The organism is Aquimarina litoralis (genome assembly GCF_039523995.1).
In the GTDB taxonomy this organism is placed as follows: Bacteria; Bacteroidota; Bacteroidia; order Flavobacteriales; family Flavobacteriaceae; genus Aquimarina; species Aquimarina litoralis.
In genome coordinates, this window is record NZ_BAAAGE010000003.1 from 923,118 (window position 1) to 938,625 (window position 15,508).

The following is a 15,508-nucleotide window of genomic DNA, read 5'->3' on the forward strand; positions in this document are numbered from 1 at the left end:
AAAGAGAATATTAATTATTACACAATTATAAATTAATCATTTTAATCAATCACTAAAATTTTAATTAACTATGAAGTATTTTTATCTCATTTTCGCATTATTATCTTTTGGGGTTTTAACTGCGCAATATAATCAAGAAGCTCCTTGGATGAGTGACTTGAATAATAAGAAAAATAATAGTAAGACAAAACCTACCTTTCAAGAGATTCAACAAGCTTTCAATGCATATTGGGAGACTCATGATAAAGATAAAAAAGGAAGTGGCTATAAGCCTTTCAAAAGATGGGAATATGTATGGGAAGATATTGTAGATGAAGAAGGATATTTACCAACGTCCAAAGATAAATGGATTGCATGGGAGCATAAAAATGAAATAGAAAGTAAGCTATCTGGTACCGACTTAAGTAATTGGGAAGCAATAGGGCCGTTTACCCATACAAATACAGGGTCTTGGTCTTCTGGACAAGCAAGAACTAATGTAATTCTAGTAGATCCTAATGACACAAATACATGGTATGTAGGAACACCAGCAGGTGGTTTATGGAAATCTACTAACTTAGGAGGAGCTTGGACGCCATTAACAGATAACTTACCACAAATTGGGGTTTCTGGAATAGCAGTCGACTACGCTAATTCTGATATTATTTATATAGCAACAGGAGATGATGATGGTAATGATACACAAAGTGCTGGAGTATTTAAGTCCACTGATGGAGGTCAAACTTGGAATCCAACAGGTTTAGGACCTGATAATACACCAAGTTCCATGAATGAAATTTATATGCATCCAACAAATTCTTCAATTTTATGGGTAGCCACAAATCAGGGAATATTTAAGACAAATGATTCTGGAGTTTCATGGGATAGAACACTTTTAGGAAATATAAAAGATTTAAAATTAAAACCAGGAGATCCAACTACCATGTATGCGGTAACAACTAATGAGTATTATAAATCTACAGACGGCGGAGACACTTTTAATCAAATAACTAATGGAGTGCCTACTTCAAATGGTAGATTGGTGATAGAAGTAACACCAGCCAATAATAATTATGTATATATTTTAAGTGTAAATGAAGATTTTACGTTTAAAGGGGTTTATCGCTCAGAAGATAGTGGAGATTCCTTCTCAGAGAGGAATACTGTGACGGATGTAATTGAAAGTAGTCAAGCTTGGTTTGATTTAGCATTAGGAGTATCTCAAACGAATGCCGAAGAAGTATTTGTTGGGTGCTTAAATGTTTGGAAATCAGAAAATGGAGGAACTTCTTTTTCTAGATTGAACAATTGGAGTTTTCCTCAAGGGGCCTCTTATACCCATGCTGATATTCATATGATTAGATCTTTTGATGGAACAGTATTTGTATGTTCTGATGGAGGAATTTATTCTTCAGTAAATGGAGGGAATAATTTTACTGATCATACCGGTGGTATTCAAGCGAGTCAATTTTACAAAGTTGCAATCTCTCAGAATGACCCTAATAAAATGGTTGGGGGACTTCAGGATAATGGAGGACATGCATATAATAATGGAAATGGTAATTGGTTGAATTATTATGGAGCCGATGGAATGGATACGGCTATAAATCCTACAGATGATGATAAGTATTATGGTTTTATCCAAAACGGAGGAGGTCTTTATATGTCTAATAATGCAGGGAGTAGTAGCTCAGGAAGTGTAAATCAGCCTATAGATTCAAGAGGAAATTGGGTAACTCCTTTAGCAATGAATAGTACTGGAGAGTTATTTGCTGGTTATAATAATCTATATAGATTAAATGCTTCAGAGAACGGATGGGTACTACTCGCAGGTTTGGGAAGTCCAGCTGATCAAATGGAAATAGCACCTTCCGATGATACTATTATGTTTATTGCTGTTGGGAGCACACTTAAGAAAACTGAAGATTCTGGAACAACGGTTACAGATGTATTTACTTTTGGAAGTAATATTAGAGGAATTGCAATTCATAGTACAAATCCTAATATCGTATGGATTACTACAGCTTCTGGAGTACAAAAATCTATAGATGGGGGGGTAAGCTTTGATGATATATCCTCTAATCTACCAGTAAATGATAGATACTTTTTCATTAATGATATTGTACATCAGGCAGGAGAAGCTCAGGATGCAATTTATCTGGCTACGAGTATTGGAGTATTTAGAACTGTTACCAATGGTTCTTGGACTCCTTTTATGAACAACCTTCCTACTACAATAGTTAATGATTTAGAAATAAATATTGCTGATAACTCTATTACTGCAGCAACTTATGGAAGAGGGATCTGGAGATCATCACTTCCTAGTTGTTTAACAATTACTGCTGAACAAGAACTTTCCGTAGATAATGGAGCTTTTGAACAAGGATCAACCCAAGGATTATGTACAGGACAATCAATTGAGCTAAATTTAGAAGTATTAACAGGTGATAATCCTAATTTTAGTTGGGTAGGACCAAATGGTTATACAAGTACAGATTCTTCTATCATATTTAATGATTTATCATTAAGTCAGGCAGGAGAATATATCGTAACAATTAACTCAAGTAATACTTGTGGAGCTATCGATTATTCATTTACATTGGATATTGAAGAGGCATTAGAACCAATAGCTTCAGAAGTGAATGTTTGTGCGGATGATTCAGCATTACTGACTGCTTCTGGAAGTTCGGATTTTAAATGGTATACTTCTGCTACAGGAGGAACTGAAATCGCAACCGGTAGTTCATTTACAACTCCTGCAATCACTGCTTCTACAACGTATTATGTGTCTGGTGTTTCTGGTAAAATTGTTACAGAAAAAACCACAGCTCCTGCAGTAAATACAGCTACGGATTATACGAATTCTCCAGGAATTATTTTTAATACTTCGGATGATGTAATCATAGAGTCTTTTACTGTTTCTGCAATGCAGGCAGGAGAAAGAACTATTCAGGTGGCGAATAGCTCTGGTGATTTGGTAGCATCGGCTACAGTTGATATCCCAGAAGGAGAATCACTTGTGACTGTGAATCTAAATGTACCAAAAGGAGACAATAATGTGATATCCGTTTCTAGTGATTTAGTATTACTAAGAAGAACACCATCTGGAAACGGTGTGAGTTACCCATATACATCTCCTTCTAATATTGTTTCGATCGTAGGAAATTCCTTCAATGCATTAGATTTTTATTACTTTTTTTACGAATGGAATTTCACCTCTAAAGGAGGAAGATGTGAGTCTGTAAGAACTCCGGTAAATGTTAATCTAGCTACTGATGTTCCAGATTTAACCGATGGAGATAGTGAGTATAGTATTGATGGAGCAGCGGCTACATCTTTTAGTAACGGAGATACAGTTTCTGTTATTGAAACTTTGGATATTGAATTAACTATACCAGCTTCTACTAATAATGCATCTGTGGTATGGACAGCTCCTGGAGGACAGACGTATAATACCGATACTATTAATTTTGCTAACATCGAGTTAGATGGAAATGAGGATGGTGATTGGACAGTAGAGATTACTTTTGGTGCCAATTGTGGTGTTCCAAATCAATTGATTAACTTTACTTTGGATGTACAACCGGCTACGCTTAGTGTTGATGATTTAAATATCGATACTATTCAAGTGTATCCTAACCCGGCAAATGGTACACTCTTTATTGATAATTCTCTTGATTTTGTAAATCCAGTGATTAATATTGTTGATATAAGAGGAAGAAAATTAAATGACTTCGTAGATGTACAAAATGTATCATCAAAGAGAATTGAAATTAATACTTCTTCATTAGCTTCTGGAGCCTACTTTGTTATGATCGAGAATGATCAGAAAAAAGTGATTAAGAAAATGATCAAAAGATAATCTTGATATACTAGTTATACCAAAACTTAAACTAGCAAAAGACCTCTTACTATTTTTAAATAGTTAGAGGTCTTTTTTTGTAAGATAAAGATGAGAACATCCTAAAGATTAAACCAATTTTTGACTATGTCTTGAAGAATTCATAAAAAACACCTTATTTAGGACTTATAATTATAAGGAATAGAGTCTTTTTAACTTTTTTTTAATAATCCAACAAAGGGAATACTCACTTGCTTAAAGTACTTTTAAAGCTTAATCTAAATAATACATCATGAAAACTCGAATATCTAGGACTTTTATCGTGGTAATGTCCTTTTTATTTGTTTCCGTTATTTCTTGTAAAAAAGAAACAACTGAAACTCAATCAGAAAGCGAAGAAGTTGGTAAATTATCTATCGATTTTGAAAAGTACGAATTAGAAAACGGTCTTCAAGTCGTTTTACATCAGGATAAATCAGACCCTATTGTTTCTGTAGCGATTCAATATGGTGTAGGATCTAATCGTGAAAAGAAAGGAAGAACAGGTTTTGCTCACTTGTTTGAGCATATGTTATTCCAGGAATCAGAAAACGTTCCGCAAGATCAATTTTTTAAAAAAATCCAGGATGTAGGAGGAACCCTTAATGGTGGTACTTGGCAAGATGGTACAATTTATTATGAAGTAGTACCAAAAAATGCTATGGAAACAGTAATGTGGTTAGAGTCTGATAGAATGGGGTTCTTAATTAATACAGTTACCGAAAGTGCTTTTAATAATCAACAGGAAGTAGTACAGAATGAGAAAAGACAACGTGTAGATAACAATCCTTATGGGCACACAAACTGGGTAATTGACAAGAATATTTTCCCAGAAGGACATCCTTATAACTGGCAGGTAATTGGTGAATTGGTAGATCTTCAAAACGCAACAGTAGAAGATGTAAAAGAATTCTATGATAAGTATTATGGACCAAATAATGCAACGTTAGTATTGGCAGGAGATTTTGATACTGCAGAGGCTAAAGCAATGATCGAAAAGTACTTCGGAGAAATTAAAAAAAGACAGCCGGTAGAAAAATTAAAAGTTCAGAATGTTACGTTGTCTGAAACAAAGAGATTCATGCACGAGGATAACTTTGCAACTACAGCCCAGCTTAATATGGTTTGGCCAACGGTAGAGCAGTATACAAAAGATGCATATGCGTTGGACTTTTTAGGAGAGCTATTATCAGAAGGAAAAAAAGCACCATTGTATAAAGTGCTTGTAAAAGAAAAAGAATTAACATCTGATACAAATGCTTGGAATAGATCTATGGAAATTGCAGGTAAATTTAGAGTGAATATTACTGCAAATGATGGCAAAAGCCTTGCAGATATTGAAGCTGGAGTTTTTGAAGCTTTCAAGAAATTTGAAGAGGAAGGAATTACAGAAACAGATATCGAAAGAATTAAAGCAGGTTTAGAAACGCAATTCTATAATGGAATCAGTAGTGTGCTTGGTAAGTCTTTTCAATTAGCACAGTATAATGTTTTTGCTGGAGATCCAGGATTTATTACACAGGATATCGAAAACATAAAAGCGGTTACTAAAGAAGATGTACTTAGAGTGTATAATACTTATATAAAAGATAAGCCTTATGTAATTACCAGTTTTGTTCCTAAAGGGAAGATAGATTTAGCAGCAAAAGATTCTGAAGTAGCTGCAGTGGTGGAAGAAGAGATCAAAGAAAATGTTGAAACAGCCGTAGTAGATTCAAAAGAGGAGATAGAAAAAACACCTTCTGCTTTTGATAGATCTGTAGCACCAAAAGAAGGAGATTCTCCGAAATTAAATATCCCTTCTTCTTGGAATACAACTTTATCTAATGGAATGAAGGTATACGGAATAGAACAAAACGAATTGCCTTTGGTTAATTTCAGTTTAGTAATTTCTGGAGGACATTTGCTTGATTCTTTTGATAAGGTAGGAGTGGCGAATTTAATGACAGATATTATGATGGAAGGAACCGCTACTAAAACTCCAGAACAATTAGAGGAAGAAATCGAATTGTTGGGAGCTTCAATCAACATGTATACAACACGAGAAGCGATAGTTGTTAGTGGAAATACGTTAGTAAGAAATCTTGATAAAACAATGAATCTTGTAGAAGAAATTCTACTACAACCAAGATGGGATGAAGAGGAATTTGCAAGAATTAAGACTAAAACTATTAATGATATTAAAAGGTCTTCAGCTAACCCTAACGTGGTGGCAAGAAATGTATACAATAAGGTATTGTATGGAGATAAGCATATGTTTGCCTATCCAACAAGCGGAACTGTAGCATCTGTAGAATCTATTACTATTGATGATTTAAAACAGTTTTATAACAATAATTTCTCACCGTCTGTAAGTAAATTCCAAATTGTTGGTGATTTAGGTCAAGGCAAAGCTCTTGAAGCACTTAAAAATTTAGAAAGTAAATGGGCAAGTAAAGAAGTAACAATTCCAGAATATGAGATTGTAAATAATAGAGATAAAGCATCATTGTACTTTGTAGATATACCTAATGCAAAACAGTCTGTTATTAACATTGGAAATTTATCAATGGCTCGTACGGATGAGGATTATTTCCCAGCAACTGTTATGAATTATAAATTAGGAGGATCTTTTTCTGGAAATGTAAACCTTATTTTAAGAGAAGAAAAAGGATATACATACGGAGCTAGATCTGGGTTTAGAGGAAGTAAAATCCCAGGTACTTTTACAGCATCTTCTAGTGTTCGTACCAATACTACTTTTGAATCAGTAAAAATCTTTAAGGATGAAATCGAGAAATATAAAAAAGGTATTTCCGAAGAAGATCTTGCTTTTACTAAAAACGCATTGATTAAATCAAATGCACGAAGGTTTGAAACTCAAGGAGCTTTATTAGGAATGTTACAAGAAATGGGAAGATATGATCTTGCTCCTGATTATATTGCTAAAGAAGAAGCTATTATTGAAGGAATGACACTAGAGCAGCATAAGGCATTAGCAAATAAGTATTTGGATGAATCTAAGATGGCATATTTGGTTATTGGAGATGCAGCAACGCAGTTTGAACAATTCAAAAATGCTGGTTTTGATGAAGTAATTATGTTAGATAAAGAAGCTAAAGAAGTAAAACTATCTGATGTGAAAATGTAATCATATTCTCATGGTTATGAGAAAAAAAAGGAAGTGAAACTTTTCACTTCCTTTTTTTTTGAATATAATTTAAAGTTAAAACTCAATTTTTGGGGATTATATAATTTAGGGAAAAAATACTATGATTTATCTGCCTAAGATAGAACTTAATAGTATTTTAGAGATATTCTTGATGTATATATCTTTTTATACGTTTTTGGATGTATTTTCAATGTTTTATTAAATTTTATGGCAAGTAATGAAAACAAAAAACATATTTACTTCACTTTTTTTTCTTTTTTATTTCGTTATTTTCTATGCAAATGACTTTCAATTTGCGCTACAGAAACATCAAAAACCAGTTAATACTTTTTCCGGCAATATAGGTAAAGACTCCTCAATACATATGGTAGTTTTTAAAGACAAAAATCAAAAGAATTACGGAGTCAAATCTTTTTTTGTAGACAGTAATGACATAGTTACTGATTTAGAGATTTTATATTTTACCAAAAAACCAGATATTCTTTCTTATCATTATAGAGATAACATTGTTTCTTTACTAGTACAGACGCACAGGTTTGTTAACAATGTTGGAGGAAACAATAACAGACAAATCTCAGGGTATTCCAAAAAGTTATATACCATCTCGTTAATAGATATGAATATTAGTAATAAAGAGGTAAAAAAACTTGACTTAGTGGATGATCAAGTTGATTTAGTAGATGCTTATTACAGATTGGATGATCAGACGTTAGCCATTGAAATTCAAGAAGAAAATCTTAAAATAAAAAAAATAAAAAATTCAACTTTAATTGATTCTATTTCAATTCAATTTAAAAAGAATGATAGTTTACTAGTTAAAGAGATGTTTACCGAAAGTTTTCAATTTGTTAGAACCAATGAATATGTCAAAAATGGTTCTATATCAGATGCTAAATTTTATTATGAAAAGCAAAAATTGTATTATACAAATTATAACAAAAAAGATAAAAAAATAATCACTGCAACTATTTCTTTGCAAAAGGATGTTGATCCTATAATTAATGAGATCCAGCTTTCACCTCGATACTCATTCAAGTGGACTGCTATGGCTACTTACGTATATGAAGATCATCTATTTTTATTTTGCAGAAATTCTAAGGATATGTATTTAGATGTTATAAATTTTATAACAGGAAAATCTGTTCATAAAGCGAACTTTATGAGTGCTTATTCTAGTGTGCTAGATCCCAAAAAAATCAATTCTTTAAATAGTAAATTGTCTTATTATCTTAATAAACCAACGATTACAGTAAACAAGACTAGAGAAAGAAATATGTTAATTCGTTTTGACTATGTTAAATCCGATAAGTATTATTATAATGACAATTGGTGGTTTCATCATCAATTTATGATGCAACATCAGAATGTGACGTTTCCTCCAACAACAGTTCCTAATAGATTTGGTCCTAATGAACCCTACATAAATGAAGATGGTATTCCTGATATAATAAAAAAGAAAGATTTATCATTAGAAATTATTTTAGATCCTTCTTATAATATTTTAGAAAATGTAGATTCAAAAACAATCTACAAGAAGATCGAAACAGAAAAATTTATCAAACAAATAAAAAAAATAAATGGTGCTAAATTTTTAACTTCTTCTTTTACTGAAAACTTTATCAGATACCTGTTTTATTCCAAAACATTTAAAACTTTTGTATTAAAAACAAGTACTTATCCAAAATAGAATTTTAAATTTTTAGATATTATTGTGTTTAATTTTTATCTTATGTATCAGTTTACAAATGTACTTTTTAAACTCCATATTTCTCATCCCATACCCATCAAGTCCAATAAGCTCAACATTCTTAGAATCCAAAGAAACTAACTGAATATAAAACAGTGAATACCCATCGTTTTTAAACCAGATTTGATTCTCTTTTTTTAAGATTTCGTAGTTACTACATTCTTCAGAGAAAGGTGATTCTTTGATCAAAGCATAGTTTTCATAGTTGATACACTCATAATGTTTCTGAATTTTTGACCAGTATGCTCTATAATATCCAATAATAATGATCGATAGCATGAAGAGTAAAGTAAGTGTAAACATAATGTGTGAGTTTTAGATTGGATTTAATAATTTCCAATAGATTGTTGAACCGAAAAGAAGTTTAAATCCTTAGACGGATCATTCAATTCAATTTCACCTTTTTTAATATCATCTTCAAAAGTTATGAGTTTTTTAAGTACTCCATTTTCTGTATAAACCTTCCAAGGTCCTTGTCTTTTGCCAGAAACAAATTCTCCTTCTATTTTTACATTTCCGTTAGGAAAAAAAGCTTTCCAAGTTCCATGCTCATTTCCGTTTTTATAGTTTTCAATAAAAATCAATTTACCTTCTTTATTATAAATTTTCCAGGTACCTACAGATTTGCCGTGTGAAAAAGCACCTTCTTTTTTTAATTCCCCATTGTTAAAGAAAAACTTCCAAAGTCCATGCAATACATCATTTTTGGTTTCACGTATTTCTTTAATAGTACCATTATTATAATGTAATGTTTTCTTTGTACTTGTATTCGTTTTTACATTTTCTGATATGTTCGAAGTGTTTTTAGTAGAAGAAAGAACTAATTCTTGTGAATGTGTTTTTGAGATGAAAATGATAGAAACAATGAATGTGTATTTTAAAAATGCAGTTCTCATGATAAAAGAGTTTTAATTTTTACAATACAAAGATTCATAAATACTAAATTCTCAGCTACACCTCATTTAGTGAAAATGTTCTCACTGAATTCAGGGGAATAGAACTTTGCGTTCTTGCTTAGCATCTATATCTATTAAAAATACTGTTAGTCCAAAGAATACTTTAGAATTATATGTTGTAGTTAAATATAATATCTTGGGGTATTTACCCCTATGTTTTAAAGTTGTTTTCCTATGCAGAATCCGTGTTTTAGCTATGTGAATTAATGTTTCTAAAACATAATTTTATATCATCTTAATCAGACACATATTTCCCTTTTACAGATTAAGAATTACTACCCCTATTTATCATTGATTACCTGATTTATGTAAAGTTTAAAAACATCTCTGAGTTGGAGATGAATACTATAAACGTTAAACCATATTACTAATAGACTAATATAAACCTATGATATTCGAGGTATTACAGATAATTACTGAAGAAATTAATAATTTCTTTAATGTAGAGATTGATGAAAAACCAGTTTCTCTAGAGAACATTGCTTTTATTGATTCGGAAACAAATGAGAATTCCAGTACCAATAATAATGTAATTCTATCATTACTTCATACCGAAGAAGAAGCAACACTTAAGAATATACTAAATCACCAGATAGAAGGGGCGAAAGTTGTTTATAAAAATAACAAAGTCCATTTGAATCTATACATCATGTTCTCGGCAAATAGAAGTGACTACACAGAGTCATTAAAGAGTCTATCGAAGGTTATAGAATTCTTTCAGTCTAAAAGGATTTTTGCACAAAGTAATACAAATTTTGATAGAGCATTAGATGGAATGGATCAAATCAAGGATTTCAAATTTACCGTAGAACTTTTTAGCCCATCTTTTGAAGAGATGAATTTCATTTGGGGAACACTAGGAGGAAAGCAGTACCCTTCGGTGATATATAAAATAAGTGTACTCGAAATAGAAAGAGATGTTACTCAGGCTGAAGGCGCATTGATAAAGGAAATTAATGGAAGTTTAAATCATAATTAGATGGCGTTTAGAATTTTATACGATACTCTCTTTTCTGTAGAGCTACTTCATTCCTATTTTCTGGATGATGGAGATGTTACATTTCAGTCCATGAATGATGATGAGAAGGAACAGCAGTTGAAAAAGTATAACTTTTTGGATGCTATTGATGTGATTCCATCTCTTGCTACTTATAGAATAATGAAGAATCATAAACTGATTTTAATTAACGAGTCCAAAGGTTTTAAGCTGTTAAGCAATGTTTTAGAAGATACTAATAAATTGAAATCAAGTAGTTTCCTAAATAGTGAACTTACACTAACATTTTTCTTATACAAAAAGGACTATTTATTTGATAATTATACAGAATTAATTGAAGAGAATAATCAGCTCTATTATTTCTCGAATAGAAAACCAGTAACAGAAGCGAATCCGTTCTCTTATATCCCAACGAATATTTCTAATGATTTAGTTACAGAAGATTTTTTGATAACTGAAGAAAGTACACAACAGTTATGGTTTGATATCCAACAGGCAAACATAAATGCAGAAATCAATAAGCGATTGGACTTAATTGCCGAATTAGATCAAGATGACCTAATAACTGATGAAGGTAAACTAATTATTGAGCAATCTATACAAAAAGAGAAAGGGAAAGGTTTATTGGGAATTATAGAGTTGAAAATGATTGGAGATAATACTATGGATGTGGTCGAAATCGATATGAGTGATCCTAACGAGAGTAAAAGTTTTTTATTAGATCCCTTCCCAGCATTCAAAATTCATTTCAATAATAGAAAAACAATCTGGAAGTATATCAAAAAATCAGATGAGAATGAATTGGAAACTTCTTCGGTAAAACCATTGACTAAAAATGGCTTTATAGAAATTGATCCAAATACGGACTTTTCGGGAACATTACCAGTGGATATTGACAAATATATGTTTCCAAATCCCACTGCAAATATGATAAAACAAGTAACAGACGAAAATACAAATATAACAACAACATATTCTGAAATTTTTATTTAATAAACAATTAAAATTATGGCAACTACGTACAAAACACCAGGGGTCTATATAGAGGAAATTGTAAAGTTTCCTCCTTCGGTAGCCCAAGTAGAAACAGCTATTCCAGCTTTTATAGGGTATACTGAGAAAGCAAAAGAGAAGGAAGAAGATCTTACAGAGACGCTGCATATGGATCCAAAGAGAATTACCTCTATGTTGGAATACGAGGTGCACTTTGGGTTTCCACAAAAAGAGACCGCTTTAGGAATTACCATTACCGAAGTCGATGGAGAAAAATCCATTACAGTTACAGAGCCTGTAGAAGATGAAAAATCACCTTTTTTAATGTATTATGCCATGCAAATGTATTTTGCTAATGGAGGAGGACCGTGTTATGTGGTTTCTGTAAATACGTATGCAGATGCAATTGCAAATAATTCATCAACTCCAGTACAGTTTAATGACCTTACTGACGGTTTAAATACACTAGAAAAAGAAGATGAACCAACGTTATTATTGTTTCCAGATGCAACTTCACTTGCTAATGAAGCAGATTTCTATAACCTATACAATAATGCATTAGCGCAGTGTAAAAAAATGCAGGATAGATTTAGCATCATAGACACCTATACAGATGATGAAGATGTTGAAATGAATGAACCAGAAGGAGTGAGAAATTTAATCACTTCGGATATTGATGAAAAGAAATATGGAGCAGTGTATTTTCCATATTTAAAAACAATTTTGGATTATCATTATGATGAAGATGCTTTGGAAATCACTCATAATACCAATCAACCAGTACTTTTAAGTGATACCAACGATTTATTGACGAATATCGCTGATGCGCAAGCTGCAATGACAGGTTTGGTAACAACTCTTACTACAGAAGATACAGCTTTACAAGCAATGACAGCTGGTGATGCGCTAGCAAATTCATCAACGATAACGAATGCACTCACGCCGATCGTAGAAAGTTTATCCGCTATTGTAGAAGATACAAATACAATAGTGAGTAATGCTCATACTGCTGCAGCTAACTCTAACGAAGACGCTGTAGTTTCCGATGCCGCAACCGCCGCTGCAGATGCTTTAGCAGTAGTAGTAGAAGATAGTTCAACGATAGCAACATTGATTACTTCTTTAGAGACTCATCTAACTACTATCCAAGAGGCTGCAAACGGAACAGCTGTAAAAACAGAATCTGCTAATGCCGTTTTGGCCTTAGCTACAGTGGATGCAATGATAGACGCCGTGGAAGCCTTAATAACACCTCCAGTAATAACTGCAATTACAAATGCACAAGCCGTGGATCCAGATAGTGGAAACTTAGATGGTTTTAAGTTGAGTGCTATAAAAGATATGGATAGTGCCACATATAATAATATTAAAACAGCTATCAATAATCTTCCGTTAGAATTACCACCATCATCTGCAATGGCTGGAGTATATGCAAGAGTGGATAATGATCGTGGAGTATGGAAAGCACCAGCAAATGTTTCTGTAAAATATACGGTGAAGCCGAGTCAAAAAATCACCAATGATATCCAAGATAGACTTAATGTTGATACTACTGCAGGAAAATCAATAAATGCAATTAGAACATTTACAGGAAAAGGAACCTTAGTTTGGGGATCAAGAACACTGGCAGGAAATGATAAAGAATGGAGATATGTGCCGGTAAGAAGGTTTTTTAACATGGCAGAAGAATCTATTAAGAAAGCTACAGAGCAATTTGTTTTTGAACCAAATGACAGAAATACATGGGTTCGCGTAAAAGCAATGATAAATAATTTCTTAACACTGCAATGGAGAGCAGGAGCTCTTGCAGGACCTACTCCTGATAAAGCATTCTACGTAAATGTTGGTTTAGGAGAAACCATGACTGCTAATGATGTTTTAGATGGTAAAATGATCATAGAAATTGGAATGGCAGTAGTACGACCAGCAGAATTTATCATTCTTAGATTCTCTCATAAAATGCAAGAAGCATAATAACTCTTAACTAATATAAAATTTTAAAACATAGAAATCATGGCAGAATATCCATTACCAAAGTTCCATTTTAAAGTAACTATCGGTGGAGACACCGAACTGAATTGTACAGAAGTATCTGGTTTAGATTTTGAAACTGAAGTTATAGAATATAGAGGAGGAGCGGATAATGATTATTTCAAGAAGAAACAACCTGGAATGACCAAGTTTGCAAATATCGCTATCAAGAGAGGAACTTTCGCCTCCACTAAAGGACAGTTCTATGAAATGTGGAAGAAAAACGTCTTTTTCCAAGAAGGAGAAGAGAAGTTTAGAAGCGACCTTACCATTAGCATGTTAGATGAAAAACATGAGCCAATACTCACTTGGGAAGCTGCAGATGCATGGTTGTCTAAACTGCAATCTACGGACCTAAAAGCAGATGGAAATGAGATCGCAATAGAGTCTGCAGAGTTTGTAATTAATAGTCTTAAACTAGCATCCTAATGGCTACCTATTATCCACCAGTAGGCTTTCATTTTAGTGTAGAATTCACCGGTTTGTCTACCGGTGAAAAAGACTATCATTTTCAGTCTGTCTCCGGATTAACAGTGGATATAGAAACTGAAGAAGTTACTGAAGGTGGAGAAAATAGGTTTAAGCATAAAATTCCAGTAAGAACTAAATACCCTAATCTGGTTTTAAAAAGAGGACTTCTAGTAAACTCAGAGGTGGTGAATTGGTGTAAAAAAGCTGTGGAGAACTTTGATTTTGAGCCAATAGATCTAATCGTCAAGTTACTTAATGAAAAACACGAACCGCTGATATCCTGGAATATAGTGCATGCATATCCTATAAAATGGTCCATCGGAGATTTTAATGCCGAAGAAAGTAAAGTGGTTATCGAGACGATTGAACTAGTATATAACTATTACAATACCATAACATAAATACAAATGGGAGCAATAGAAATTAAAGAATTGCATATTAAGATCAATGTTGATAATGATGCAAAAAAATCTGAAGGCAAAGTAGCTAAAAGTTCTAAAGCTGATAAGGATGCTATTATTGCTGAGTGTGTTGAACAAATTATGGAAATAATTGCTAAACAAACAGATCGTTAGTCATGAGTACAGGAGAATTAACAAAACTTAGGGTAAAAGCGTATAGCGATCCTCAGTTTAACGATGAGGTAGCTGATGGAGAGTTTACAACACTGATTAATCCAGAGAAGTATACGTTTAATTATAAGATTGAACAAAATGAAGATCAAGCGGCAGGTACCAGTGATCTTTCTCCAAGATTCAATAAAAAACTTCCGGAAGATCTGGAGTTAGAGTTTTTATTTGATAGAACAGGGGTCATTGTTCATTATGGTAATAATCCTAATGTAAGCTCTGGTAATACTGTTTTTAAGGACAATGGAGAAGGGGTTATTGATGATATTGAAAAGTTTAAAAAAGTAATCCTAGATTATAATGGAGAAGAACATGCTCCTAATTATGTAATGATATATTGGGGAACCCTTTTGTTTAAAGGGAAACTCACTGAAATGAGCATAGAGTTCAAGCTTTTTAAATCAGACGGAACTCCAATTCGAGCGGTTGCCAAAGCAAAATTTCAAGGATTTGTAGAAGACGACTTAAGAGTTGCAAGAGAAAATAATCAGTCTCCTGATTTAACGCATGTGCGCTTAGTAAAGGAAGGGGATACATTGCCACTAATGTCGCATCGTATTTATGGAGATTCTAAATATTATCTCGAAGTAGCGAAGGTAAATGAACTGACATCTTTTAGAAAACTGAAAGTAGGAACAGAACTCTTTTTTCCACCAATAGAAAAAATTTCATAA

Annotated in this window: 12 protein-coding genes; 10 read left to right on the plus strand and 2 right to left on the minus strand. The window is 32.7% G+C overall.

Annotation, left to right across the window (positions count from 1 at the left end):
* Window positions 1-70 precede the first annotated feature (70 nt).
* From ABD077_RS18315 to ABD077_RS18325, 3 genes are all read left to right on the plus strand, one after another.
* Window positions 71-3,841, plus strand: a complete 3,771-nt coding sequence (locus ABD077_RS18315) for an Ig-like domain-containing protein (RefSeq protein WP_343913686.1) — start codon at window positions 71-73, stop codon at window positions 3,839-3,841.
* Window positions 3,842-4,112: 271 nt separating this feature from the next.
* Complete coding sequence (locus ABD077_RS18320) at window positions 4,113-6,989, plus strand: M16 family metallopeptidase (RefSeq protein WP_343913687.1); 2,877 nt, start codon at window positions 4,113-4,115, stop codon at window positions 6,987-6,989.
* A 238-nt stretch (window positions 6,990-7,227) separates the two neighbouring features.
* Window positions 7,228-8,697, plus strand: coding sequence for a hypothetical protein (locus ABD077_RS18325; protein WP_343913688.1), 1,470 nt, complete (start codon window positions 7,228-7,230; stop codon window positions 8,695-8,697).
* A gap of 12 nt (window positions 8,698-8,709) precedes the next feature.
* On the opposite strand, the gene ABD077_RS18330 is transcribed toward ABD077_RS18325, so the two are convergent.
* Complete coding sequence (locus tag ABD077_RS18330) at window positions 8,710-9,060, minus strand: hypothetical protein (protein WP_343913689.1); 351 nt, start codon at window positions 9,058-9,060, stop codon at window positions 8,710-8,712.
* 23 nt (window positions 9,061-9,083) lie between these two features.
* Window positions 9,084-9,653, minus strand: coding sequence for a toxin-antitoxin system YwqK family antitoxin (locus ABD077_RS18335; protein WP_343913690.1), 570 nt, complete (start codon window positions 9,651-9,653; stop codon window positions 9,084-9,086).
* A gap of 448 nt (window positions 9,654-10,101) precedes the next feature.
* On the opposite strand from ABD077_RS18335, the gene ABD077_RS18340 reads away from it, so the two are divergent.
* From ABD077_RS18340 to ABD077_RS18370, 7 genes are read left to right on the plus strand one after another with little or no spacing between them, the layout of a single operon-like run.
* On the plus strand, window positions 10,102-10,692 hold the full coding sequence (locus ABD077_RS18340; protein ID WP_343913691.1) for a Pvc16 family protein: 591 nt from the start codon (window positions 10,102-10,104) through the stop codon (window positions 10,690-10,692).
* Complete coding sequence (locus tag ABD077_RS18345) at window positions 10,693-11,703, plus strand: hypothetical protein (protein WP_343913692.1); 1,011 nt, start codon at window positions 10,693-10,695, stop codon at window positions 11,701-11,703.
* Window positions 11,704-11,718: 15 nt separating this feature from the next.
* On the plus strand, window positions 11,719-13,677 hold the full coding sequence (locus ABD077_RS18350; protein WP_343913693.1) for a phage tail sheath family protein: 1,959 nt from the start codon (window positions 11,719-11,721) through the stop codon (window positions 13,675-13,677).
* Between the two features lie 39 nt (window positions 13,678-13,716).
* Window positions 13,717-14,163, plus strand: coding sequence for a phage tail protein (locus ABD077_RS18355; protein WP_299607134.1), 447 nt, complete (start codon window positions 13,717-13,719; stop codon window positions 14,161-14,163).
* Window positions 14,163-14,606 (plus strand): phage tail protein, encoded by a 444-nt coding sequence (locus ABD077_RS18360; RefSeq protein ID WP_299607136.1) that lies wholly within the window; start codon window positions 14,163-14,165, stop codon window positions 14,604-14,606. The genes ABD077_RS18355 and ABD077_RS18360 overlap by 1 nt, the downstream gene beginning before the upstream one ends.
* Window positions 14,607-14,612: 6 nt before the next feature.
* On the plus strand, window positions 14,613-14,780 hold the full coding sequence (locus ABD077_RS18365) for a DUF5908 family protein (RefSeq protein WP_343913694.1): 168 nt from the start codon (window positions 14,613-14,615) through the stop codon (window positions 14,778-14,780).
* A gap of 2 nt (window positions 14,781-14,782) precedes the next feature.
* Window positions 14,783-15,508 carry a CIS tube protein gene (locus tag ABD077_RS18370; RefSeq protein ID WP_343913695.1) on the plus strand — a complete coding sequence of 242 codons (726 nt, stop codon included), beginning with the start codon at window positions 14,783-14,785 and terminating at the stop codon, window positions 15,506-15,508.